This is a genomic window from Asticcacaulis benevestitus DSM 16100 = ATCC BAA-896, assembly GCF_000376105.1.
In the GTDB taxonomy this organism is placed as follows: Bacteria; Pseudomonadota; Alphaproteobacteria; order Caulobacterales; family Caulobacteraceae; genus Asticcacaulis; species Asticcacaulis benevestitus.
In genome coordinates this window covers 493,519-516,424 of record NZ_AQWM01000001.1, presented here as the reverse complement: position 1 = coordinate 516,424, position 22,906 = coordinate 493,519, and the positions used below count along the sequence as shown (strand labels likewise).

At 57.8% G+C, this 22,906-nt stretch carries 25 protein-coding genes; 12 read left to right on the top strand and 13 right to left on the bottom strand.

Annotation, left to right across the window (positions count from 1 at the left end):
• Positions 1-46 precede the first annotated feature (46 nt).
• On the bottom strand, positions 47-1,000 hold the full coding sequence (locus tag B060_RS0102555) for an alpha/beta fold hydrolase domain-containing protein (protein WP_023447252.1): 954 nt from the start codon (positions 998-1,000) through the stop codon (positions 47-49).
• Positions 1,001-1,149: 149 nt separating this feature from the next.
• Between B060_RS0102555 and lipA the strand changes: the two genes are divergently transcribed.
• From lipA to B060_RS0102540, 3 genes are read left to right on the top strand one after another with little or no spacing between them, the layout of a single operon-like run.
• Positions 1,150-2,106 carry a lipoyl synthase gene (lipA, locus tag B060_RS0102550; protein WP_018080179.1) on the top strand — a complete coding sequence of 319 codons (957 nt, stop codon included), beginning with the start codon at positions 1,150-1,152 and terminating at the stop codon, positions 2,104-2,106.
• Positions 2,107-2,109: 3 nt separating this feature from the next.
• The gene (locus tag B060_RS0102545; protein ID WP_018080178.1) at positions 2,110-2,562 is read left to right on the top strand and encodes a type II toxin-antitoxin system RatA family toxin; all 453 of its coding nucleotides are present in this window, start codon (positions 2,110-2,112) and stop codon (positions 2,560-2,562) included.
• Complete coding sequence (locus B060_RS0102540; RefSeq protein ID WP_018080177.1) at positions 2,559-2,771, top strand: DUF6434 domain-containing protein; 213 nt, start codon at positions 2,559-2,561, stop codon at positions 2,769-2,771. The genes B060_RS0102545 and B060_RS0102540 overlap by 4 nt, the downstream gene beginning before the upstream one ends.
• Here B060_RS0102540 and B060_RS0102535 read toward each other — a convergent pair whose 3' ends face one another.
• From B060_RS0102535 to B060_RS0102525, 3 genes are all read right to left on the bottom strand, one after another.
• Positions 2,772-3,269 carry a CinA family protein gene (locus B060_RS0102535; protein ID WP_018080176.1) on the bottom strand — a complete coding sequence of 166 codons (498 nt, stop codon included), beginning with the start codon at positions 3,267-3,269 and terminating at the stop codon, positions 2,772-2,774.
• Between the two features lie 65 nt (positions 3,270-3,334).
• Positions 3,335-3,946 (bottom strand): superoxide dismutase, encoded by a 612-nt coding sequence (locus B060_RS0102530; protein ID WP_018080175.1) that lies wholly within the window; start codon positions 3,944-3,946, stop codon positions 3,335-3,337.
• Between the two features lie 154 nt (positions 3,947-4,100).
• Positions 4,101-5,240, bottom strand: coding sequence for a bifunctional 2-C-methyl-D-erythritol 4-phosphate cytidylyltransferase/2-C-methyl-D-erythritol 2,4-cyclodiphosphate synthase (locus B060_RS0102525; protein ID WP_018080174.1), 1,140 nt, complete (start codon positions 5,238-5,240; stop codon positions 4,101-4,103).
• Between the two features lie 61 nt (positions 5,241-5,301).
• Between B060_RS0102525 and dusB the strand changes: the two genes are divergently transcribed.
• The 8 genes from dusB (at position 5,302) to B060_RS0102485 (ending at position 14,815) form a co-directional block, all read left to right on the top strand.
• The gene (gene dusB / locus B060_RS0102520) at positions 5,302-6,291 is read left to right on the top strand and encodes a tRNA dihydrouridine synthase DusB (RefSeq protein WP_018080173.1); all 990 of its coding nucleotides are present in this window, start codon (positions 5,302-5,304) and stop codon (positions 6,289-6,291) included.
• A 96-nt stretch (positions 6,292-6,387) separates the two neighbouring features.
• Positions 6,388-8,697 (top strand): sensor histidine kinase NtrY-like, encoded by a 2,310-nt coding sequence (locus tag B060_RS0102515; RefSeq protein WP_236621537.1) that lies wholly within the window; start codon positions 6,388-6,390, stop codon positions 8,695-8,697.
• Positions 8,698-8,704: 7 nt separating this feature from the next.
• A complete protein-coding gene (ntrX, locus tag B060_RS0102510; RefSeq protein ID WP_018080171.1) occupies positions 8,705-10,105 on the top strand; it encodes a nitrogen assimilation response regulator NtrX in 1,401 nt (466 codons plus the stop codon).
• A gap of 57 nt (positions 10,106-10,162) precedes the next feature.
• Positions 10,163-11,026 (top strand): D-amino-acid transaminase, encoded by an 864-nt coding sequence (locus B060_RS0102505; RefSeq protein WP_018080170.1) that lies wholly within the window; start codon positions 10,163-10,165, stop codon positions 11,024-11,026.
• Positions 11,027-11,139: 113 nt separating this feature from the next.
• Positions 11,140-11,388, top strand: coding sequence for an RNA chaperone Hfq (gene hfq, locus B060_RS0102500; protein ID WP_018080169.1), 249 nt, complete (start codon positions 11,140-11,142; stop codon positions 11,386-11,388).
• 21 nt (positions 11,389-11,409) lie between these two features.
• A complete protein-coding gene (hflX, locus tag B060_RS0102495) occupies positions 11,410-12,750 on the top strand; it encodes a GTPase HflX (protein WP_018080168.1) in 1,341 nt (446 codons plus the stop codon).
• Between the two features lie 83 nt (positions 12,751-12,833).
• Positions 12,834-13,262: a MarR family winged helix-turn-helix transcriptional regulator gene (locus B060_RS0102490; protein ID WP_018080167.1), complete on the top strand. Its 429-nt coding sequence runs from the start codon at positions 12,834-12,836 to the stop codon at positions 13,260-13,262.
• The gene (locus tag B060_RS0102485) at positions 13,262-14,815 is read left to right on the top strand and encodes a DHA2 family efflux MFS transporter permease subunit (RefSeq protein WP_018080166.1); all 1,554 of its coding nucleotides are present in this window, start codon (positions 13,262-13,264) and stop codon (positions 14,813-14,815) included. The genes B060_RS0102490 and B060_RS0102485 overlap by 1 nt, the downstream gene beginning before the upstream one ends.
• Here B060_RS0102485 and B060_RS0102480 read toward each other — a convergent pair whose 3' ends face one another.
• The 5 genes from B060_RS0102480 to B060_RS0102460 all read right to left on the bottom strand — a co-directional run bounded on the left by B060_RS0102480 (position 14,816) and on the right by B060_RS0102460 (position 19,020).
• Positions 14,816-15,370 carry a winged helix-turn-helix transcriptional regulator gene (locus tag B060_RS0102480; RefSeq protein ID WP_018080165.1) on the bottom strand — a complete coding sequence of 185 codons (555 nt, stop codon included), beginning with the start codon at positions 15,368-15,370 and terminating at the stop codon, positions 14,816-14,818.
• 197 nt (positions 15,371-15,567) lie between these two features.
• Positions 15,568-16,014, bottom strand: a complete 447-nt coding sequence (locus tag B060_RS0102475) for a hypothetical protein (RefSeq protein WP_155847533.1) — start codon at positions 16,012-16,014, stop codon at positions 15,568-15,570.
• Between the two features lie 46 nt (positions 16,015-16,060).
• Positions 16,061-16,858 (bottom strand): nucleoside triphosphate pyrophosphohydrolase, encoded by a 798-nt coding sequence (gene mazG / locus B060_RS0102470; protein ID WP_018080163.1) that lies wholly within the window; start codon positions 16,856-16,858, stop codon positions 16,061-16,063.
• Positions 16,855-18,207 carry an MFS transporter gene (locus B060_RS0102465; protein WP_018080162.1) on the bottom strand — a complete coding sequence of 451 codons (1,353 nt, stop codon included), beginning with the start codon at positions 18,205-18,207 and terminating at the stop codon, positions 16,855-16,857. Before B060_RS0102465 ends, mazG begins: the two co-directional genes overlap by 4 nt.
• 69 nt (positions 18,208-18,276) lie before the next feature.
• Positions 18,277-19,020 carry a hypothetical protein gene (locus B060_RS0102460; protein ID WP_018080161.1) on the bottom strand — a complete coding sequence of 248 codons (744 nt, stop codon included), beginning with the start codon at positions 19,018-19,020 and terminating at the stop codon, positions 18,277-18,279.
• Between the two features lie 278 nt (positions 19,021-19,298).
• Here B060_RS0102460 and B060_RS0102455 point away from each other — a divergent pair, with 278 nt between their 5' ends.
• Positions 19,299-19,532, top strand: a complete 234-nt coding sequence (locus B060_RS0102455; RefSeq protein WP_018080160.1) for a hypothetical protein — start codon at positions 19,299-19,301, stop codon at positions 19,530-19,532.
• 52 nt (positions 19,533-19,584) lie between these two features.
• Here the strand turns inward: B060_RS0102455 and B060_RS0102450 are convergent, their stop codons facing one another.
• Genes B060_RS0102450 through tmk form a run of 4 tightly spaced genes read right to left on the bottom strand, consistent with a single transcriptional unit; the run spans position 19,585 to position 22,861 of the window.
• Positions 19,585-20,397 (bottom strand): MBL fold metallo-hydrolase, encoded by an 813-nt coding sequence (locus tag B060_RS0102450; protein ID WP_018080159.1) that lies wholly within the window; start codon positions 20,395-20,397, stop codon positions 19,585-19,587.
• Positions 20,397-21,185 (bottom strand): TatD family hydrolase, encoded by a 789-nt coding sequence (locus B060_RS0102445; RefSeq protein ID WP_018080158.1) that lies wholly within the window; start codon positions 21,183-21,185, stop codon positions 20,397-20,399. The genes B060_RS0102450 and B060_RS0102445 overlap by 1 nt, the downstream gene beginning before the upstream one ends.
• Positions 21,186-21,203: 18 nt before the next feature.
• Entirely contained in the window at positions 21,204-22,199 is a 996-nt protein-coding gene (locus tag B060_RS0102440) for a DNA polymerase III subunit delta' (protein WP_026172532.1), read from the bottom strand.
• Positions 22,196-22,861, bottom strand: a complete 666-nt coding sequence (gene tmk, locus B060_RS0102435; RefSeq protein ID WP_018080156.1) for a dTMP kinase — start codon at positions 22,859-22,861, stop codon at positions 22,196-22,198. The genes B060_RS0102440 and tmk overlap by 4 nt, the downstream gene beginning before the upstream one ends.
• Positions 22,862-22,906 lie beyond the last annotated feature (45 nt).

Here is a 22,906-nt window from a genome sequence, read left to right as displayed (position 1 = left end):
ATACGAAAGGCTTCGTATGGAGTCAACGAAAATCTTCGTAGACGATTTAGGGATGTACCGGCTGTTGTGCCTTTATAAAGCTCAGAATATCCTGGCTGAGGCTTTGCGGGCCGTCGGTTGGCTCCATCCGGCAGCGCGGCAGATGCGAACACAGGCCACGGGCGGAAGCGCCAGCCTTGGGTGCGATCACCAGCACCTGCGCGCCCGCTTTCAGCGACATCACCGGCAGGTGCAAACCGTTCAGTTCGGCATAGGCTTTCTGCGTCTGCTTTTGCCAGCCATCGCTTTTCTGACGCATGCGCAGATCGGGGTTCGACATCTGCCAACTCTGCGCGATGCCGCCCCAATAGCCGGGCTGCGGCGCGTCTCGGTGCCACGCTTCGCCCTTGCCGATCGGCCCGCCGAGATAGGGATCATAACCGATAAAGCCCTTTATGGAGTCGTCCTTCAGCAGGGTGGAGAGCGACAGGGCGTTGATGGCGCTGTAGCCCGTACCAATGACGAACAAGTGCTTCTGCGCCGAGGGCTTGACGATGTCGCGGATGAAATCGCGCGCCGTGATCTGGGCGTCGTGATAGCTGGGCGCGAAGATACTGTCGTTCTGCAGCAGATAATGACCCGCACCGCCCTGACCCGGCGCCTCCATCAGCCAGACGCCATAGCCTTCATCGATCAGGTGACGCATCAGTTCGAAATAGACCTCGGCGGGATAGTCGGCATCGGCCAGGATCAGAACCTGCGCCTTCGGATTGATCGGCGGCGAGGCCACGCCGTAGCGCGCCTCGGGCAGGGAGCCGGCGCGATAGGCGCCCCAGACAAAGCCTTCGGGCGGATAATATTGCGGCGAAAGCCCCGCCGGAATGCGGCTATCGAGGAAGGCCTGGCCCGGCTGCATCTCTTTTGCCGCGTCCTTGAGCTTGGAACAGGCGACAAGGCTCGCTCCCAGCAGGAGAGCAAGTGACGCCACGATCACGGATTTACGAAAGGGAAACGCCCACATTCAGCAAGCTATACTTGAGATTCCGTGAAGCGGCTATGACATTTGCAACGCACTATTAGCAGGAATTGACTTGATATTATGACGTGAAAAGACCAATTAGGGCCTCTGTATACTCGTGAAGCCCCCAATTGAGTCAAGCTGAGCCCTCCATGGTCACTCTGATAAATCGTGTTGATTCCAGCCCGCGTGAACTGCGTCACCCGGAAAAGCAGAACAAACCCGATTCGCCGATCCTGAAAAAACCAGACTGGCTGCGCGTCAAGGCGCCCGGCTCGACCGGCTATAACGAGACGCGCGGCATCGTGCGCGACGCCAAGCTGGTGACTGTCTGCGAAGAAGCCGCCTGCCCGAACATCGGCGAGTGCTGGTCGAAAAACCACGCCACCATCATGATCATGGGCGACACCTGCACACGCGCCTGCGCCTTCTGCAACGTCAAGACCGGCCTGCCGCAACCGCTCGATACCGACGAGCCAAGGCGCGTGGGCGAAACCGTCGCCCTGATGAAGCTTTCGCACGTGGTTATCACGTCGGTGGACCGCGACGATCTGAAAGACGGCGGCGCGGCGCACTTCGCCGAGGTCATCCGCCAGATTCGCACGCAATCGCCCAAGACGACCATCGAGATCCTGACGCCGGACTTCCTGCGCAAGGAAGGCGCTGCCGAGATCGTCATCGACGCCAAGCCGGACGTGTTCAACCACAATCTCGAAACTGTGCCGCGCAACTATCTCAAGATCCGCCCCGGCGCGCGCTATTTCCATAGCTTGCGCCTTCTGGAGCGCGTCAAGGAACGCGATCCGCAGCAGTTCACCAAGTCCGGCATCATGGTGGGGCTCGGCGAAACGCGCGAAGAGGTCATGCAGGTCATGGACGACATGCGCTCGGCCGGTATCGATTTCATCACCATCGGCCAGTATCTCCAGCCAACCCGCAAGCACGCCGCCATCGATCGCTTCGTGACGCCGGATGAGTTCAAGGCCTATGAAGCCATCGCCCGCGCCAAGGGTTTCCTGATGGTGTCGTCGTCGCCGCTGACGCGTTCGTCGCACCACGCCGGCGAGGATTTCGAGCGTCTGCGCGCTGCCAGAGCTGCGAAAAAGTAGTCCATGACGCAATTTCGTCTTGAGCGCGTCCTGCCTTATGACGCTGCGCAACTGTATGAGCTGGTCAGCGATGTCGAACGCTATCCGGACTTTATCCAGTGGATCACCAAGCTGCGCGCCTATAACCGCGAGACCTTGCCGGATGGCGTCAGCCGCTTCGATGCCGACGTCAATGTCGGTTTCAAGATGCTGTCCGAGAAGTTCTCGACGCGTGTGACGCGCCATCCTTCAAATAGGACGGTCGATTTCGCGCTGATCCGCGGGCCTTTTCGCAAACTGGCCGGCCGCTGGTCGTTCGTCGTCGTTGACGGCGGCACGCAGGTGGCCTTCGATATGGATGTCGAGATCAAGAACCCGATCCTCGATGCCGTTTTCAAAGCCAATTTCAAACTGGCAGTCTCGAAACTGCTGGCGATTTTTGAAGCCCGCGCCGCCAGCCTGTATCCCAAGCTATGAGCACATTTGACTGGCATAGCGAAGCGCTGACCCGCGAAACGCCGCTGAATGCCAGCTATAAAATGACGCAGAACGTGCGACGCTTCATGATTGGTGAATGTGGCGATGACTTTGCCTTCGATCGGGCGTTTATGGCCTGGATGAAAAGCGGCGTACCCCAGACCCTGGGCGATCTTGTCGATGAATGGCGCAAACGCCACAATCGCTGATCACGCCTGAAGCGTCTCGATCGCCCAGCTTAAGGCATGAATGACGCTGGCTTCGCGCACCTGGTCACGACCGATAGCGCCGAACTGCATTTCCTGCGTCAGGGTCGTGATCCGCTTTTCCGGATCGATATAGCTGAGGCCAAAGCACACCATGCCGACCGGCTTTTCCGCGCTGCCGCCGGTTGGGCCGGCAATCCCGGTGACGCTTAAGCCCATGTGCGCGCCGGCTGTTTTCAAGGCGCCTTCCGCCATGGCCGCCGCGACCTCGACACTGACCGCGCCGTAGGTCTGCAACAGCGCTTCCGGTACACCGACCAGAGCCGTTTTGGCGGCGTTGGAATAGGTGACGAAACCGGTTTCAAACACCTCGGATGAGCCCGAAACGCCTGTGATGGCGCCCGAAATCAGTCCGCCCGTGCAGCTTTCCACCGTGGTGACGGTCTTACGCTGTGCTTTCAGCAGGTCGATCAGGTGCGCGGCGAGTTTTGGCTGGGTCATGGTTCACATCAAAGAAAAAGGCGACCCGCCAGGATCGCCTTTTACCATCAAATAACAAGAAGAAATTAGACGCCGGCGTGCAGATTGGCGTCCAGATTGGCGTTGGCGAAGTCCCAGTTGACCAGCGAGGTCAGGTAGGTTTCGATGAACTTCGGACGCAGGTTCTGATAGTCGAGGTAGTAGGCGTGCTCCCAGACGTCGAGGGTCAGCAGCGGCTTGTCACCCTTGGTGAAGGGCGTTTCGGCGTTGCCGGTCTTGACGACTTTGAGCTTGCCGTCGGTGCCGAGCACGAGCCACGCCCAACCGGAGCCGAACTGCGTGGCGCCAGCGGTTTTGAACTGCTCGACGAAGGCGTCGAACGAACCGAAATCGGCGTCAATCTTGGCGGCAATCGCGCCGGTGGCTGCACCGCCGCCGTTCGGCTTCATCGAGTGCCAGAAGAAGGTGTGATTCCACACCTGGGCGGAGTTGTTGAACACGCCGGGGTTCTTGCCTTCCGACGCCTTGACGATCTCGACCAGCGACAGATCAGCGAATTCGGTGCCTTCGATCAGCTTGTTGAGATTGTCGACATAGGCCTTGTGGTGCTTCGCATGGTGGAAGCTGAAGGTGTTGGCCGACATGTACGGTTCCAACGCATCGGTGGCGTAGGGAAGGGCTGGCAATTCGAAGGGCATGGGAGGACCTCGGTGTGGGGGTTATGAAAAACGCGAACCCCCGTCATATATTCGGGGCGGAATCTCTTTTCAATACCTAGCGACCATGAGAATGCTTCGCAATAAAACCCATAACAATTCAATGGGTTTGATCAATTTCCTCAACACCCTGTTTTTACAGCTCGATCGCGCAAATTGCTTGTGCGGCAAGGCCTTCTTCGCGGCCGGTAAAGCCCATGCCCTCGGTTGTCGTTGCCTTCACACTGACGCGATCGATAGTAATATTGAGAATTTCGGCGATGCGGGCGCGCATGGCTTCGCGGTGCGGCTTGATCTTCGGCCGTTCGCAGATCAGCGTGACATCGACATTGACGATCTCGGCCCCGACACCGCGCACCAGGTCGGCGGCGTGCCGAAGAAACTGATCGGAGGCCGCGCCCTTCCACTGTGGATCGGTCGGCGGGAAATGATCGCCGATGTCACCGAGACCTGCGGCGCCCAGAAGAGCGTCGGTGAGGGCGTGCAGGCCGGCATCGGCGTCGCTGTGCCCGATCAGGGTCTGGGTGTGCGTGATCTCGACGCCGCAAAGCCAGACGCTGTCACCACCCCCCCAGCGATGGGCATCAAAACCCTGACCAATTCTAATCTGTTTCAAAGGCTTATCCTTGGAAATTAAAGCTTCAAGCAGGACGAAATCAGCGGGATAGGTCAGTTTGTGCAGGCTCATATCGCCTTCGACCAGGGTAACATTGATGCCGGAATGGCTGGCGACCATGGCTTCATCAGTCGGCGTCTGGTCGGCGGGCCAACGTTCATAAGCGCGCAGGATATCACCCAGTCGAAAAGCCTGCGGAGTCTGGGCGCGCCACAGATGCTCACGCGACGGCGCCTCGACAATGCGGTTGTTCTCCCCGCGCTTGAGCGAATCGGTGACCGCAAGCGCCAGAATCGCTGCCGGCTTTGTCTCAAGTTCTCTCAACAGGACATTGATATGATGGGCTTTAAGCAAGGGGCGCGCGGCGTCATGGATCAGCACGACTTCGTCCTTGCCGGTGTTTACGGCGTGAAGGCCATTGACCACGGAATCGGCCCGTTGCGCGCCGCCGGCCGCGATTGTGGCGCGCTCCCCATAGACAATTTCGGCCTGTGTCACGTCTTCCGGCGGCACGACAATGACGATTCCGGCTGCGCCTGCCTCTTCAAAGGCCGAGACGGACCAGTCAAGGACGGAGCGGCCGCCGAGCAGCATCCACTGTTTTTTGCCGCCCGAGCGGCTGCCGGACCCGCCGGCGACGATGATCGCATGAAATGTCATGGGACCGTATTAGCGCGATACAGGCGTGGCGCAAGAGGCTTGAAGTGTGTATGTGAGCCTTATGACGGCACAGAGTTTGAAAATTGGTGATGTGGATATCAAGGGCAGGGTGCTGATCGCGCCCATGACCGGCGTGTCCGACCTGCCGTTTCGCCATATGGCGCATAAGCTCGGTGCGCCCTATGCCGCCACGGAGATGGTGGCGTGCGCGGAGATGGAAAGTGGCCGCCCCGATATCGTGCGCAAGGCGCAACTGGGCGAGCATGAAGGCCTCAAGATCATCCAGCTTATCGGGCGCGATCCGGCGCATATCGCCCGTGGCGCGCACCTGGCCGAAGAGGCGGGTGCCCACATTGTCGATCTCAATTTTGGCTGCCCGGCCAAGGAAGTGACCGGTGTTTTGTGTGGCTCGGCCCTGATGCGCGATCTCGATCAGGCCGAACGGATCATGACGGCGGCGCTGCAAGCCACATCGCGCCCGGTGACGGTCAAGATGCGGCTGGGCTGGGACGACAATCACAATGCCGCCGAACTGGCGCAGCGCGCTGAAAAGCTCGGCATTGCTGCCCTGACCGTGCACGGCCGTACCCGCCAACAGTTTTACAAAGGTGAGGCCAACTGGCGTGCCGTGGCCGAGGTCAAGGCAGCGGTGAGCGTGCCTGTCGTCGTCAACGGGGACATTATCGATCTCAATTCAGCCCAGGCAGCGCTGGAACAATCCGGCGCGGATGGCGTCATGATCGGTCGGGGAATCTATGGAAGGCCCTGGTTTGCGCGTGATCTCGATCAGGCTTTAAATGACGATAAGCCGATGCAAGTCATTGAGTTATCGCAAAGGGCTAATCTGCTGATTGAGCACATGCAGGCCTCCATGCGTTTTTATGGTGACGTTTTGGGTCTGCGCATGTTCAAGAAACACCTCGGCGCCTATATTGAGGCGTCGACACATCATTCCGATCCGCACGTGCGCCGTCAAGACAAGGCGCACGTGTGCCGCATGGAGAATGCGGTTCAGATCGAAGCCGCCGTCCGGGATTTGATGACCCCCTGACCGCGGCAACAATCTCGTGAAATATGCAACATTCCTGTTGATATTCGGACACAGTAGTGCGCAAATGTCACTAGTTTGGTCATCAGTGGTTCACCCTTGAAAGACGCTACAGCACGACGACGCTGGCTGCCGCAATTGCGACGCAGCCTGAAATCGCTCCGCACGGCTGGCCTTGGCAAGCTTGGCCTAGCGGTGGGTTATGGCGCGTCCATGCTGACCACAGCCTTTATCGTCTGGCTTATCGTCGCCACGCCTGGCACCGGCCTGACCATCAAGGGGCCCGTCGGCAACACCGCCGACTATCTTCTCATCCTCGTTTTTCTCAATCTGGCCCTGTTGCTGGGTCTGGTTTTCGTCGTCGTCCGGCGCGTCATCACGATTGCGCGCAGCCGTGGCGCCGATGCCGGGGCGCGTTTGCACCTGCGCTTCGTCTTCCTGTTTTCGCTGGCGGCGGTCACTCCGGCCATCATCGTGGCCCTGTCCTTCACCTTTCTCAATCGAGGCATCGACACCTGGTTCTCTGACAGGGTCAAGGCCTCGGTCGAGAACGGTTATGATTTCGCCGGCGTTTACCTGACCAGCGCCATTGATGCCTCGACCATCGCCATGAAGGATATCCAGACACGCGCGCAGAGCGAGAATGGTCGTAAGCTGTTTCCCGATCGGCTGGCCTTCGCCATGGGCTTGCAAAAAGCACTGGAAGAGCAACGCGGAGAACTGACGGCCATCTATGTCATCGACCGGACCGGACAGGTTTTGGCACGCGCCGAGGGCAAGGGTTCGCCTCTATATATGGCGCCGCCACCGGAAGCGATTCAGGATGTGGCCTCAACTGGCCCTAAGGCCTACCCCTATGGCGATCCCGACGCCATCCGTCTGATCTATCCACTCAGCAACTATAACGGCGCTATGCTTTATGGCATCAAACTTCTGCCAACGGGCATCTACGCCAAGATCCAGACCGCGACCCAGGCGATCAACGACTACCGCGAGACCACCAACAAGAAGATCCGGGCTCAGGGCATCTTCTTCATGGCCTATGTCGAGGCCGTGCTTCTGGTGTTGATCGGTGCCATCTGGGGCGGTACCTCAGCGGCGGAAAGCATCGCTGTGCCGGTGGCCCGACTTGTGCAAGCCGCTGACAAGGTGGCTGGTGGGGATCTCAACGCGCGCGTCATGACGGTCAAGCAATCCGAAGATATCGCTGTGTTGTCACGCGCGTTCAACCGCATGACCTCCGACCTGCAAAGTCAGCAGGCGGCGCTTAAATCTGCCGGTGAGGAAGCGGAAAGCCGGCGGCGCTTTATCGAAACCGTGCTGTCCGAAATCAGCGCCGGCATCGTTGGGCTTGATGTTCTGGAGCATGTTTCGGCCATCAATCGTCATGCCGCCAACTTTCTGAGCATCGCTTCCGAGGATGCGCTAGGTGTGAACATACGCGAATTAGCACCTGAAATTACTGAACTTCTCGACAAGGTGTCGGTGCATCGCGTCGAAGAGGTCGAGGTCGATCTGGTGCGCAAGGGTGAAACCCGCCGTATGCGCGTGCGGGCGTCCGGTCTGGAGACCGGCGGCGCGGTTTTGACCTTCGATGACATGACGCGCCTGATCGCGGCCCAGCGTAATGCCGCCTGGAAAGACGTGGCGCGTCGCATCGCGCACGAGATCAAGAACCCGCTGACGCCGATCCAGCTTTCGGCCGAACGCCTGCGCAAGAAATACCGCGGTCAGATTAATACGGATGTCGAGATCTTCGACCGCTTGACCGACACCATTGTGAGACAGGTCGGCGATATTGGCCGCATGGTCGATGAGTTCTCGTCGTTCGCCCGTATGCCGGCGCCGAATTTCTCTGAGGAAGACGCACCGGAAATGGTGCGCGCCGCCGTCTTCGCGCAGCGTGTGGCGAGGCCGGATATTTCTATCGAGATTGTCGAGCCCATGCCGGACATCAAGGTGATCTGCGATGGCCGGATGCTTAGCCAGGCGCTTGGTAACGTTCTCAAAAACGGCGGCGAGGCGATTTCTTCGCGCCTGATGCGTGATCGCGGCAGCGATGAAGTCCAGCCGAATGATGGCATTCTTGGCCATCTGCGCGTCGAAATGCTGATCAAAGATGGCGAACTTGTCATTGAGGTCGAAGACGACGGTATCGGCCTGCCGGAAAAAGATCGTGACCGATTGACCGAGCCCTATGTCACCACGCGTGAAAAGGGCACGGGCCTCGGTCTGGCTATTGTAAAGCGTATTCTCGAAGACCACGGTGGTGAGTTCTACCTCAACGACGCGGTCCAATTAAGCGGCGCGCGGGCTGTCCTGCGTTTGCCGCGTATGCAGATCGGGCAAATTCCGGTAGCGGCAAGAGAAGGTCAGAGCGGCCCGAAACTTGTGAGCCAAAATATATGAGGATGTGATGAAAGTATCGTCTGGCGTTGATATTCTGGTTGTGGATGACGAGGCGGATATCCGCGAGTTGATCGCGGGTATTCTGGAAGACGAAGGCTATTCGGTGCGAACCGCGGCCGATTCCAACGCCGCCTTGCGGGCAATAAAGGCGCGCAAGCCCAGCCTCTGCGTGCTCGATATCTGGATGCAGGGCGGGGGCCTCGATGGCATCGAGCTGCTGAGCGTGATCCACGAGCTCGATCCGGATATTCCGGCCATCATGATTTCCGGTCACGGCACGATTGAAACCGCCGTCACCGCCATCAAAAAGGGTGCCTTTGATTTTATCGAAAAGCCCTTCAAAACAGAGCGCCTGATCATGGTTGTTCAGAGAGCGCTTGAACTGACCAGTCTGCGCCGAGAAAACAAGCGCCTGCGCAGCCAAGCCGTCGTGCCGGACGGACTGATCGGCAATTCAGCGGCGGCGCAACTGTTGCGGTCGACCATAGCCAAGGTGGCGCCGGCCAATTCGCGCATCATGATTTCCGGGCCAGCCGGTTCCGGCAAGGAACTGGTGGCCCGCATGATCCACGAGGTCAGCCCGCGCGCCAAGTGCGAATTTGTGCCAATTTCGGCCGCGGGCATGACGCCGGAACGGCTCGATGTCGAACTGTTCGGCGAAGAAGGCGAGAGCGGGCGTCCGCGCAAGATCGGGGTGTTCGAACGCGCCCATGGCGGCACCCTGTTTCTCGATGAAGTGGCCGACATGCCGCCGGAAAGTCAGAGCCGCATTCTGCGCGTGCTCGTCGAGCAGCGCTTCACGCGCGTCGGCGGCGCCCAGGATGTGCAGGTCGATGTGCGGGTCATTTCCTCAACCTCGAAAGACCTCTCGACCGAGATCGCGGCGGGCCGCTTCCGCGAAGACCTGTTCCACCGTCTCAATGTTGTGCCCGTGCGCGTGCCCGGGCTGTCGGAGCGTCGTGGCGATATCGCCGAACTGGTGCAGTATTTCATCGACCGCATCGCGGCGGCGCAAGGCCTGCCCAAGCGCATCCTGTCAGAGGACGCCATGGCCACCTTGCAGGTGCACGAGTGGCCGGGCAATGTCCGCCAACTTCGCAACAACATCGAACGCCTGCTGATCCTGGCGACCGGGAGTCCGAGCGAGCCGATCACAGCGCATATGCTGCCGTCGGAAGTGGTGGAATCGGCGACCGCCGGCGCTATTCGTCCGGAGCGCATCATCGCCCTGCCTTTGCGCGATGCCCGTGAGGTGTTCGAGCGCGAATATCTGTCGTCGCAGATCGTACGTTTCGGCGGCAATATTTCGCGCACCGCCAACTTCATCGGCATGGAGCGCTCGGCGCTGCACCGCAAGCTGAAGAGCCTGGGACTGGCCCATATCCGTAGCGATGAAGACGACATCTAGTTTGCGCAAGCCGGTTTTAGAAGCTATTCAGACGCATCTGTCAGCCAAGAGTGAGTCATGCCCAGAATAGCCTATGTCAACGGCGTCTACGAACGCGCCAGCGAAGCCGCCGTCTCCATCGAGGATCGCGGTTACCAGTTCGCCGACGCGGTCTATGAGGTGTGGTCGGTGTTCGATGGCCGGCTGGCCGATCTTGACGGCCACATGAACCGCCTTGAGCGTTCCTTGCGTGAATTGCAGATCACCATGCCGATGCCGAGCCGTTCTTTGCTGGTGGTGCTGAACGAGGTGGTCAGGCGAAATCGCATCCGCGAAGGCATGATCTACCTCCAGATCAGCCGTGGCGTGGCGCCACGTGACCACGTTTTTCCGGCCAATGCCCGCGCTTCGGTCGTCATCACCGCCAAGCCCGTCGATCGTGACGCGGCTGAGAAGAAGGCGGCCGTCGGCATCAAAGCCATCAGCGCGCCGGATATCCGCTGGGGCCGCTGCGATATCAAGACGGTTGGTCTGCTGCCCAATGTACTGGCCAAACAAAAGGCGAAAGAGCAGGGCGCCGGAGAGGTCATTTTCGTAGACCAAGATGGCTGTGTGACTGAGGGCGGCTCGACCAATGTCTATATCGTCTCGGCCGAAGGCGTTATCCGCACGCGCAGTCTGAGCGCCAACATATTAGCGGGCGTCACGCGCCTGAACGTGCTGCCGCTGATCCGTGAAAGCGGGCTCGAACTTCGCGAGGAAAGCTTTACCCTGGAAGAGGCCAAGGCGTCCGCTGAGGTTTTTATCACCGCCGCCACCAGCCTGGTCATGCCGATTGTCGCCATCGACGATCACGTTATCGGCGACGGCAAACCGGGACCAATCGCTTGTGCGCTAAGGGAAGCCTATATCGATCATGCGCGCCGCACCGCGGGTGTGTAAAATAAATTTACTTAAGCGCAGTTGAATTCAAAGAGATTCTTTGCCAAATATGAGGCTTATTGTCTGTGTGGGGGGTATTGTGCCCCTCAAATTTTAAACGAGAAGGGCCGACAATGTCCCACGATAAGAAACAAAACCTGCAAGACACGTTTCTCAACAGTGTGCGCAAAACAAAAACACCCCTCACCATCTTCCTGATCAATGGCGTCAAGCTTCAGGGCATCGTGAGCTGGTTTGACAACTTCTGTGTCCTTCTGCGCCGCGACGGTCAATCGCAACTGGTTTACAAGCACGCGATTTCGACCATCATGCCGGCCGCACCCGTCCAGCTTTACGAGCAAGAAGAAGATCTTGACGACTAAATCCCTTCAAGGCTTTTTAGTTTGACCGATCGTTTCCATGACAACGCGCCGGAGATCGTGCGCGCTGTCGTCGTTGACCCCGACATAGATGTCCATGTCTCCGCCCGCCACAGCGGAGATACGGCTGTCGCCCGCAAGTACGACGACTCACGGCTTGAAGAAGCCGTGGGCCTCGCCATGGCTCTAGACCTTGAGATCACCGGCACGCTGTCCGTGCGTGTACGCAAGCTCAATCCGGCCACGCTTTTCGGCGAGGGTAAGGTCAATGAAATCAAAGCGCTGTGTGAAGAAGCTGAAGCGTCGTTGTGTGTCGTCAATGGATCGCTTTCGCCTATTCAGCAACGCAATCTGGAAAAAGCCCTCGATGTTAAGGTGGTCGATCGCACCGGCCTGATCCTGGAAATTTTCGGGCGCCGCGCCCGTACGGGTGAAGGCAAGCTGCAGGTTGAACTGGCGCGTCTTGAGTATGAACGCTCACGCCTGGTTCGCACCTGGACCCACCTCGAGCGTCAGCGCGCCACCGGCACGACCGGCGGGCCAGGGGAAACCCAGATCGAACTCGATCGCCGTATGATCGCCGACAAGATCAAGCAACTTAAATCCGAGCTGGAAGAGGTGAGGCGCACGCGCGGTCTGCATCGCAATCAACGCAAGAAGGTGCCTTATCCTATCGTGGCGCTGGTCGGTTATACCAATGCCGGCAAGTCGACCCTGTTCAATAACCTGACCAAGTCCGAGGTCTTTGCCAAGGATCTGTTGTTCGCCACGCTCGACACCACCTTGCGTTCACTCAAGCTGCCGAACGGCCGCTCGGCGATTCTGTCCGATACGGTGGGTTTCATTTCTGACCTCCCTCACGAGCTGGTAGCAGCTTTTCGTGCAACACTCGAAGAGGTCGAACAAGCCGATTTGATCCTGCATGTGCGCGATGTCTCCAATCCGGAAACGGAGGCGCAGAAATCGGACGTCGAGCAGGTCATGGCGCATATTTTGCCCGACCTCGACCGCTCGCGCATGGTCGAAGTGTGGAATAAGATTGACCTGTTAGACGATGAATCCAAAGACATTTTGTATTCACGCGCCATTACCGACCGCGCCGGCAACAAGCCCTTGCTTGTCTCGGCGATTACCGGAGAAGGCGTCGCTAATCTGCTGCAGCAGATCGCACTTCTGGTCGATGCCGCCGGCGAAGAAATGGATATTACACTGGAACCGCATCAGGGCGATGTGGTCGCTTTCCTCTATCAGCATGGCCGCGTTCTGGGTCGTCATGAGGATGAGGACGGCCGCACCCATCTGCGCGTTAAACTCAGCGATCAGGCCTATGGCCGCTATGAACGAATGTTGACCGGCAAATCCTGATTCTTAAATTTTAACGCACACGGCTCTTGCCATGACGATGACACGGGCGTAAATGGTTAGACTTCTAAGTATTAGATGTAAACATGTCCGTCGAAGATCGCTTTTCCGCCGCCCTGCATAATACCGCCCGTATGTGGCGTCTGGCCCTTGATCGCCGCCTGAGAGACCTGGGTGTCAGTCAGGCCGGCTGGGTCAGCATCGCCTATATCGCCAAGACCCAAGGCCCTTTGTCGCAAGGCGAGCTGGCCAATCTGGTCCAGGTAGAAGCCGCCACCATGGTCTCGACCATCGATCGTCTGGAAAAAGCCGGTCTGGTTTTACGCGTCGCCTCGGAAAGCGATCGCCGCGTTAAACACGTGGTGCTGACGCCGGCCGGCGAGGTGCTTTATGGCAAGGTGCGCGCCCGTGCCGACGAGATGCGGCGCGATATATTAGGCCATATCGAGCCCGAAAAACTGGCCATGACCGCCGATATCCTTGAAAATATACAAGCACTTATAGAGACACCCTGATGAGTGGTACAGCAACAGCCCCTGCGGGCGGCTTAGCCATCAATCGTGGCATGATCACGGTTTCGATCATGCTGGCAACGATTATCCAGGCCATCGACGGCACCATCGCCAATGTGGCCCTGCCGCATATGCAGGGCAGCCTCAACGCCTCGTCGGACCAGATCACCTGGGTGCTGACGTCTTTCATCGTCGCCGCCGCCATTGCCACGCCCTTGACCGGCTGGCTATCGGATCGCTTCGGTTTGAAGAACGTCTTCCTCGTTTCCATCGCCGGTTTCACCGTCGCTTCGATGTTGTGCGGCATTGCCAGCAATCTATCGGAAATCGTCATTGCGCGTTTGTTGCAAGGCCTGTTCGGCGCCGCGCTCGTGCCGCTGTCGCAATCGACCCTGCTCGACATCAACCCCAAGGAAAAGCACGGTTCGGCCATGGCGGTCTGGGGCATGGGCGTCATGGTGGGGCCGATCCTCGGGCCGACGCTCGGCGGCTGGCTGACCGATGCCTATGACTGGCGTTGGTGCTTTTTCATCAATGTGCCGATCGGCGCAGCGGCCTTTTTCGGCATCTGGAAATATATTCCGCGCACCATCGCCAAACGCAGTATTCGCTTCGATGTCTTCGGTTTCGCCATGCTCAGCCTGGCCATCGGATCGTTGCAGATGCTGCTCGATCGCGGACAATCGAACGACTGGTTTTCGTCATCGGAAACCTGGATCGAGGCGATCATCGTGTTCGTCAGCCTGGGCTATTTCATCATCCACACGGCCACGCGGCCGGCCGGCGCCACATTCCTTGATTACAGGCTGCTGTATAATCGCAATTTCGTGACCGGCCTGTTGTTCATCTTCATCGTCGGGATGGTGCTTTTCGCCACGCGCGCGCTTATGCCCTCCATGCTGCAAGGCCTGATGCATTATTCCGCCATGGCCGCCGGTGTGGTGACGGCGCCGAGCGGACTGGGCACCATGCTGGCCATGCTGGTGGTCGGGCGGATGGTCGGGAAGGTCGATTTACGCCTGATCCTTGCGGCCGGTTTCGGCCTGACGGCGGTTTCGCTGGCCTGGATGTGCACCTATACGATCGTGTTGTCACAACCTGATATCATCTGGCCGGGTATCGTTCAGGGCATCGGCATGGGGCTGGTGTTCGTGCCGCTGAGCGCCGCGTCCTTTGCCACTCTGCCGGCAAACTTGCGCCCGGAAGGCACCGCCATCTATAGTCTGATGCGCAATATCGGCTCCAGTATCGGCATCGCCATGGTGCAGGCGCTTCAGGTCGGCAACACGCAGGCCGCGCACGCCGGGATTGTCGAACGTATGACGGAGACCAATTCGGCGCTGATGAGCAGCAGTTACGCTCAAACCCAAGCCGGGCTTGAAGGCCTGAACAATGAGATCAATCGCCAGGCCAGCATGATTGCCTATGTCGATAATTTCTGGCTGATGCTGATCCTGTGCCTGCTCTCCATGCCTCTGTTGCTTTTGATCGCCGCGCCGAAAAAGAAAAAGTCGGCGGAAGAGATGGAACACGATCAGCTTGCGGCGATGGAATAGCTAGAACAGGCTCAGGGTCTCATCTACCGGATCGATTTCGGCTTTTTTGCTCGCGGGTTTTGAACGGGTTTTGGGCGTGAAGTTGCGGGTCAGGCGGGTGGCGAAAACCTGCTTGTTCTTCTGCATGTCCATGATGACCTCCTTGGCCATATCGACGCGCGGCTCGTATTTCAGACTGTAGAGTGTGAGTTCGACCAGCACGGGCGCGAGATCGGCACCGCGTTCGGTCAGAGCATAGATAAACTTGCGCTTGTCGGTGGCGTCAGCCGTCTTGGTAATCAGGCCGTTCTGTTCCAGCTTGAGCAGACGATCGGCCAGAATGTTGGTGGCGATCTTTTCCTCTGAGCGCAGAAAACCCTGATAGCTGTTATGACCGCGCAACATCAGATCCCGCACAATCAGCATCGACCAGCTATCGCCGATAGCCTCCAGCGCCAGATTGATCGGGCATAGCGATCGGTGCGTCTTCGGCAGTGCGCTCTGCTTCGTCTTGGCGGGCTTTGCACCTTGCACCAGCTTTGAGCGGGCAGGGGAGGGTTTGGCAGGCTTTTTCATACGCGGGCACCAGAAACATCTTACATGGCAGTTCGCAAGTGATGCGCGTTAATCTTTTGATTCGCAAGACAGCTTTCAATGGCTTGCTAAATAAAAGTCCGATTGCAACTAAGTTGCCATTCGCAATCAGGTTAAAATTCCAATTGCGTACAGCAAGTAAAATGCGACTTTCATTTCAATATGAAAGCAACCTGATATCAGGAAGGGCGCCGCGCGACCTTAACGGCATAATCGCGCAAGGTGTTTTTATCGCCGGCCAAAACGCGACGGAAGCGTGTGGTGATATCCAGCGCTTCCACCGGCTTGCTTAGCTCTGGCGCGGTTGTCGCGCAATCATGCCGGATCGCCACTTTCTGATGATCGGCATTGAGCGTCAGTTGGCAATCGCCTCTATAGTCCGTGATACGACGCTCAAAAAAGCGCGCCTGCTGAAAGGCACGCAGAATGCGTTTTACGGCGAATTTGGAAATCTTGTAGCGATAGACCCGCGTCATATCGCTGAGAACCACATGCCCTTCGGCATCGACATCAAGCCTGACAGATCCCGGCGCTTCATAGCTGATATGGGCATCCGCGGGCAGGGGCTGATTTTGCGTCGTGGCGTGGTAGGCCATAATCAGGCCGGCGCAAAACAGCGTACTCATCAGCGTATTGCGCAAACGCTTCGGGAGCGGCTTAATCTTCAGCACATCACTGGGTTTCGCGCTCGGCGTGCTTGGCGGCATTCCACAGCGCGTCCATTTCCGCCAGGTCGGATTGATCAGGCGTCTTGCCAAGCTTGAAAAGTTCCGCTTCGATCGTTTCAAAGCGCCGGACAAACTTCGCGTTGGTCATGCGTAGAGCGTTTTCCGGTTCGACATCGAGCTTGCGCGCCAGATTGGCCAGCACGAACAGGACGTCGCCCAGTTCCTCATGCGATTTTTGCACATCGCCGCTGGCGATCTCGACTTTTAATTCCTCGATTTCTTCATCGAGCTTATCGAGCACCTCATGGACGCTTGGCCAGTCGAAGCCGACCCGCGCCGCGCGCTTGGTCAGTTTGGCGGCGCGGGTGAGGGCGGGTAAACCGACCGGCACATCATCGAGCAGGCCGTGCTTTTCCTTGGCCTTGCGCTCCTGCACCTTGATGATTTCCCATTCGGTATTTTGCTCTTCGGCCGTGCGAGCACCGGCATCGCCGAAAACATGCGGATGCCGGCGGATCAGTTTTTCGCTCATGCCGGCGGCCACGTCGTTGAAATCGAACAGACCCTGTTCTTCGGCGATACGCGCGTGGAACACCACCTGAAACAGCAGGTCACCCAGTTCTTCCTTCAGATCGCGCATATCCTTGCGCTGGATGGCATCGGCCACCTCATAGGATTCCTCAACTGTATAGGGCGCAATGGTATCGAAGGTTTGTTCTTTGTCCCACGGACAGCCGGTTTCCGGATCGCGCAAACGGCGCATGACGTCCAGAAGACCGTCGATGGATTTCGGATCGCTCACACGATGTCCTTTGCTTTCAGTTGCGCCATAATCTGTTCGTGCCGTTCAGGCGTCAGATCGTAGGCCTTCATAGCGAGTGCGCCAAGAATAAGGAAGATCACCGGCAGGCCGATAAAGAAAATTTCTACCCACACCAGAGCATCGGCCGGGCTTTGGGCCGGCGCCTTGACGTTGAAATGCAGCAGGCCCAGGATCGTGATGGTCAGGGCGGAAATGGCATAGCCGATCTTCGTGGTAGCGGAAAGGATCGCCATCAGCGTGCCCTTGTGATCATGGCCGGTTTCCAGCATGACCTCATCGCCGATATCGGCCATGAGCGCACGGGTCAGCAAAAGCGAGGCGGCGTAAGGGATTCCATTGGCAAATGTCATGGCGGCGCAGACAATAAAATTGCCCTTGGGCGCGAAGTACATGGCGGCATAAAGCACGGCAAAGATCAGACTGGAAAGGATCAAAACCTTGTGCTTGCTCATGCGCTTAGAGGCGATCGTCCAGATCGGCGCGCCCACAATGCCCGCCACGAAATAGAGCAGCATGGCGATATTGCACTCCATGCGCGTCAGCCCCTTGGTCTCTTCAAAGAAATAGAAGAAGAGGGCGGCCATCACGCCCGGCGCCAACCCCATGAAGAGATCTGCCCACAGAATGCAGCGCACGTTTTTGCGCTTCCACATATCGAAATAGTGGCTGAGTTTGAGATCATGCGTGGAGGTGTTCGAGACTTTTTCCGGTACCACCCACAGCGCGATGGCGATGCTGATCGGCAGGCTTAGCATAATGAAGGCGCCCATGATCTGAACGCCGAGACTATAGCTGTAGCCAAGACTTTGAATAATCACGGGAATAAGCGCCGCCGCCAGAATGCCGATGATATTGCCAACCTGCCACCACGCGAAGATGCGCGAACGCTCATTGTAATCGGTGGAGAGCACGGTGCCCCAACTGGCCTGGCTGAGCGCCGCAATCGAGAAACCGACATAAAGCACAAACAGCCAAAGGCCGAGATAGATCGGCCCGACGCCTTTTTGCGCCATGAAGATAAAGCCGCTGCTGACGAAAAGGATGGGCAGGCAGATCAGCATCCACAGCTTGAAGCGGCCAAGCTTTGTCCGCGTGCGATCCATCCAGTGTCCCAATACCGGATCTATCAGGATATCGAAGCAACGAACGATGAAGAAAATAGCGCCGACCATGGCGCCCAACTGAAGCTGGGTGCCGTAATATTCCGGCAGGGTGGCGACCAGCGGCAAACCCAAGGCGGCAAAGGGAACGCAGGGCGCTATGAAGGCGAGCATACGGCCCATGCCGACCTTATCGCTGGCTGGCTGTGTGCTGGTTTGTGACGCCACGATTTCCCCCGATTTTGCGAGTCTCTTGAGGCCACGATAGGGCACCACGGCGCGTTTGCCAACGGGCCATCACATGACATAGACGTAAAGCTGTGTCTGCCGGTGATCGTCCACCGATACAATGCGGTCGGGTTCATGATCCGGCACAGGAAAACTGTTGCTGATCAAGAGCGTACCGGCGCGCATCTCGGCCTTGGCTTTATCGAACATACGCGGCATGGGCACCGGCGACAAAAAGCAATAGACGACGTCGTAGTCCGCAAGATCGGCGTGCCATATGTTTTTGTAGATCACCTTGGCGTTGGCAGATGCTGCGAACAGCATGTAGATTTTCGAACCAAGATAGACGAGCGGTGCGGTTTCAAAACCAAAGGCTTTCAGGTTGGGATGCGCGCTGGAAACGAAAGCCACGACGCCGCCCATGCCGCTGCCGAGATCGACAAAGCTGGTGGCTTCACCCGTGAGATCGCTGATGGCCTGCCAGGTTTTACGATTGGTCATATAGAAGGGCACCTGTTCGGAGGCGCTGTTCCAGTAGATAAGACCGCAGAGAACAAAAGCGACCAGATAGGCCCAGGCGGGTACGGCGGCATTAAACGCCACGGCCAGCGGCAGCAGAACCTGGATCGGTATCCAAAACCAAGACAAGCCCATAAACCTGCCGATGACAGCCGCCACAAAACCTAGCAACACAAGGCGCAACAATCCGTGCACGGGAATCTTGTCGCCAAGGAACCAAAGCGCCGCAATCACAAGGGCTTGTGAGAGAAGGACCTTGATCCAGGGGAGGGCTTGCTGGCTAAGACGGTTCATCGGCTGCGTTGTGTGGCGGGAATCATCATGATGAGAAGACGTTTTCACAGTCTCAAGGTCAAGTCCGCAGAGTGGCACAGGGCTACACATCATTGTCGCATAATAAATATTATGGGAAATACTGCATCAATGTGGCGAGTTTCGCTTCAGCAAACGCCCTTATAGCTTACTTATGCGCCGTAACAGCGTTCGACACATACCCCTTATGGCAAACCACGTAGCTTGATTTAAATGCAAAGATTTTGCGCACAGATTGCACGTCCGTTAGGAGTTCCGCCATGGCTACCACGACCGCCGAACATTTTGAACCAACGACCGATACTTTTGGCCAACTGACGCTTCACGCGCGTCACAAAGTTCGCGCCTTGCCGATCAATCTGCTCATCGCCTTGGCCTTCCTGAGCGCTATCATTCTGGCGATCACCGGGATTGTCATGGCGGACAGCGCCATGTTCACCCATTACCACGCGCAAACGGTCTATTACGGTGGCGTGCCATTGGACTATGACTGAACTGGATCACCTATTACATCAAGGCCGCCTCTTAACCTATTGACGCGGCAGCCTAAAGGTTAATTTCAAAACCTATCTGATCATAAGCAGGCTCGACACCCTCAGGGAGTTGAGCCTGTAGCGTTTTATAGTCCAGATCCTGGTGCAAATTCGTTAAAATGGCGCGTTCGGGTCGCACGCGCCGGATCCATTCCAGTGTTTTTTCCAAATGCGAATGGGTCGGATGCGGCTTATAACGCAGGCAATCGACAATCCACACCTTCAAATTCCGCAAGGCTGCAAAGCTGTCTTCCGGCATATTCGATATGTCACTCGAATAGGCCACATCACCGATACGATAACCTACCGAGCGTATGGGGCCATGCTCCTGATCGAAGGTCACGATCGGCAGGGCGCCCCCCTCACCTGCGACGCTCCATGGCTGCCCATGTGGCGGTATAAGATGGGGTTCGCAGACAGGTGGATAGCCCAAATTCCCTTTAAAAACATAGCCGAAGCGCCTTGCCAGGGTGTCCATGGTCGCCTGATCTGCATAGCCATCGATTGGCGTGTCGCGTTTGAAGGTAAAGGCGCGCATATCGTCAAGGCCGTGAGTCTGGTCGGCATGATCGTGCGTCCATAACACAGCATCAATATTCGTGACCTTGGCGCGGATCATCTGGTCACGGAAATCGGGTGACGTATCGATCACAACCGAGGTCATGCTTTCAGGCCTTGCCTGATCATAAAGTCCGAACCACGCCGAGCAGCGTGAGCGTCGGTTTTTAGGGTTCTCCGGATCACACGCGCCCCAATAGCCGTCGATGCGCGGCACGCCGGTTGAGCAACCGGACCCGAGAATCTTGACCTGAAGCACCTGCGCCATCAGCGGGGTATCCTGTCAAAAAGCTTGAAGAAGGCGTCATGGGTCTTCGCCCTGACGTCATCGAGGCTCCAGCCACGAATGTTGCCCAGCTTGTCATAGACATGGCGCACGAAAGACGGTTCATTGCGCCGCCCGCGCATTGGAATTGGCGCAAGATAAGGGCAATCGGTCTCTATGATGATCTTGTCGGCCGGCATATCGACGATGATATCGCGGACATCCTGCGCCGCCTTGAAGGTGGCGATGCCCGAAACCGAAAACCAGGCGCCCATTTCCGCACAGGTTTTAGCGAGTTCCGCGCCGCTCGTATAGCAATGCAGCAGTAACTTGAAGGCGCCCCTGGCGTGTTCTTCACTGAGGATTTGCCCCATCCAGTCATCGGCTTCGCGCGTATGAACGACAAGGGGCAAGCCGCTTTCACGCGCGGCGATGATATGCTGGCGGAAAACCTGCGCCTGGATATCGCGCGGACTGAAATCATAATGGAAATCAAGACCGCACTCACCGATGCCGACCACCTTGGGCTTTTGTGCCAGATCCAGTAAGGTTTGGGCGGTCAGGTTGGGATTTTCACGCGCCTCGTGCGGATGCGTACCGACGGTGGCCCAGATATCGTCATGATCCTGCGCTATCTGATACACAGCATCGAAATTTGACACCTTATCGCAGATGTTGACCATCAGCCCGACACCCGAGGCACGGGCGCGCTCGATCACTTCGGCGCGGTCCTCGTCAAATTGCGGGGCGTGCAGGTTGACGTGGGAATCAATATATTGGCAATCAACCATAACTTCTCACATCACACCTTAAGATAAGCTGGCCAATTCGTTGTAAATAGACCAAAAATAGTCTCCGCGGTCAAGATTGACGGATTCGACCTCTCCGACCGATAAAATCAGCCTGGACCACAGTTGCGAATAAATTTGCCCGTTTTGTGACGTCTCCGCGCTCAGCGAACGCTCATGAAGACGGTCTGTCAGGCAGGCCATAAAGGTGGCGAACTTGCGGGCGCCATCGTTTTTAGCGGACGATGATTTGAACGTGGCCGCTATTTGCATCAGCTCTGCGCGCGGTGGCAAGGGCTTCTCAAGCAGTCGTCCGGCGAAGCTATCCATCTCCAGAGCGCCTTCTTCCATAAGGCTTAGCGCCTTGCCTGGCGCGCCATGGGCCAATCTGACCAGTCGCGTGAGCGTCTCTTCATCGACGTCAAGGCGCTTGCGCGCGAAGGCGCTAACAGCCTGATCCGTCCAGGGCACAAAGGTGAGCCTCCGGCAGCGCGAACGGATGGTGGGCAGCAATCGGCCCGGCGAATGGGAAATCAGGAAGATGATGCCCTTATGAGGTGGTTCCTCAAGAATTTTCAACAAGGCATTGGCAGAATTGATATTTAGGTCATCAACGGAATCGATGATACAGACGCGATAAGGCGAACGCGACGGTGCCTTGGAGAAAAATTCGCCGATCTCACGCACGGCGTCGACGCTGATGTTCTTCTTCAGCTTGCTCTCACCCATTTCGCGTTCCAGCACCAACAGATCGGGGTGCGAACCGGCGGTGATCAGGCGGACATCGGCGTCTTCCGGCGACATGCCCAATCCACCGAAGGCCGTATCCCGATCACGCCCCATCAGGAAACGCGCGCACCGGAAGGCGAAACTGGCCTTGCCCAGCCCTTGCGGTCCGCACAACAACCACGCGTGATGAAGACGGTTTTTGTCATAGGCCGACAGAAAGGCCTGATCCGCTGCTTCACCCTGCTCAAAGATGAAGTTTTCGCGTGGCGTGGTCAGCGCATCCATCATGCGCCTCGCAAGACAGGAAAGGCCGAAAGGACCATCGACCAGATTTCGGCCGTGATCGGCTCGATCGGCTGATCGGCGTCGATAAGGCGATAGCGCTCAGGATGCGCAGCGGCGCGCGCGATGAAGCCGGCGCGAAGACGTTCGTGGAAAGCCGCGCCCTTCGATTCAAAACGATTCTCGATATCGCCACGGTCATACGCGCGCTTGAGGCCGACCTCGACCGGCATGTCCATCACCAGCACCAGGTCTGGCTGAGTCCTACCCACCACAACCTGATCGACCTGCTCGATAAAGGCCGGCGCCACCCCGCCGCCGGCGCCCTGATAGGCGCGTGAGGAATCCGCAAAGCGATCGCAGATCACCCAGGCGCCGCGCGCCAGTGCCGGACGAATTACTTTTTCCAGATGGTCGGCGCGGGCGGCATACATCATCAGGAGTTCGCTGACCGCCGACCAGCGCGTGGCGTCGCCCTGCACCAGCAGATCGCGCAGAGCCTCGGCGCCGGGAGAGCCGCCCGGTTCGCGCGTCTGGACAACTTCGAGCCCCTGCGCGCGCAAACGCGCCACCAGCGCCTTGACCTGGGTGGATTTTCCCGCCCCCTCGCCGCCCTCAAAGGTAATGAAGCGTCCTGTTTCGGATGTATGTTCGGATGATGTGTTCACGCAGCGAGATAGACCGGTTTTCGCAGCAATTCTCAAGCCCTAATC

Bases quoted from the DNA above. Each gene is read 5' to 3' on its own strand.
- B060_RS0102555 (WP_023447252.1), bottom strand. From the start codon at position 1,000: ATGTGGGCGTTTCCCTTTCGTAAATCCGTGATCGTGGCGTCACTTGCT.
- lipA (WP_018080179.1), top strand. From the start codon at position 1,150: ATGGTCACTCTGATAAATCGTGTTGATTCCAGCCCGCGTGAACTGCGT.
- B060_RS0102545 (WP_018080178.1), top strand. From the start codon at position 2,110: ATGACGCAATTTCGTCTTGAGCGCGTCCTGCCTTATGACGCTGCGCAA.
- B060_RS0102540 (WP_018080177.1), top strand. From the start codon at position 2,559: ATGAGCACATTTGACTGGCATAGCGAAGCGCTGACCCGCGAAACGCCG.
- B060_RS0102535 (WP_018080176.1), bottom strand. From the start codon at position 3,269: ATGACCCAGCCAAAACTCGCCGCGCACCTGATCGACCTGCTGAAAGCA.
- B060_RS0102530 (WP_018080175.1), bottom strand. From the start codon at position 3,946: ATGCCCTTCGAATTGCCAGCCCTTCCCTACGCCACCGATGCGTTGGAA.
- B060_RS0102525 (WP_018080174.1), bottom strand. From the start codon at position 5,240: ATGACATTTCATGCGATCATCGTCGCCGGCGGGTCCGGCAGCCGCTCG.
- dusB (WP_018080173.1), top strand. From the start codon at position 5,302: ATGACGGCACAGAGTTTGAAAATTGGTGATGTGGATATCAAGGGCAGG.
- ntrX (WP_018080171.1), top strand. From the start codon at position 8,705: ATGAAAGTATCGTCTGGCGTTGATATTCTGGTTGTGGATGACGAGGCG.
- B060_RS0102505 (WP_018080170.1), top strand. From the start codon at position 10,163: ATGCCCAGAATAGCCTATGTCAACGGCGTCTACGAACGCGCCAGCGAA.
- hfq (WP_018080169.1), top strand. From the start codon at position 11,140: ATGTCCCACGATAAGAAACAAAACCTGCAAGACACGTTTCTCAACAGT.
- B060_RS0102490 (WP_018080167.1), top strand. From the start codon at position 12,834: ATGTCCGTCGAAGATCGCTTTTCCGCCGCCCTGCATAATACCGCCCGT.
- B060_RS0102485 (WP_018080166.1), top strand. From the start codon at position 13,262: ATGAGTGGTACAGCAACAGCCCCTGCGGGCGGCTTAGCCATCAATCGT.
- B060_RS0102480 (WP_018080165.1), bottom strand. From the start codon at position 15,370: ATGAAAAAGCCTGCCAAACCCTCCCCTGCCCGCTCAAAGCTGGTGCAA.
- B060_RS0102475 (WP_155847533.1), bottom strand. From the start codon at position 16,014: ATGAGTACGCTGTTTTGCGCCGGCCTGATTATGGCCTACCACGCCACG.
- B060_RS0102460 (WP_018080161.1), bottom strand. From the start codon at position 19,020: ATGAACCGTCTTAGCCAGCAAGCCCTCCCCTGGATCAAGGTCCTTCTC.
- B060_RS0102455 (WP_018080160.1), top strand. From the start codon at position 19,299: ATGGCTACCACGACCGCCGAACATTTTGAACCAACGACCGATACTTTT.
- B060_RS0102450 (WP_018080159.1), bottom strand. From the start codon at position 20,397: ATGGCGCAGGTGCTTCAGGTCAAGATTCTCGGGTCCGGTTGCTCAACC.
- B060_RS0102445 (WP_018080158.1), bottom strand. From the start codon at position 21,185: ATGGTTGATTGCCAATATATTGATTCCCACGTCAACCTGCACGCCCCG.
- B060_RS0102440 (WP_026172532.1), bottom strand. From the start codon at position 22,199: ATGATGGATGCGCTGACCACGCCACGCGAAAACTTCATCTTTGAGCAG.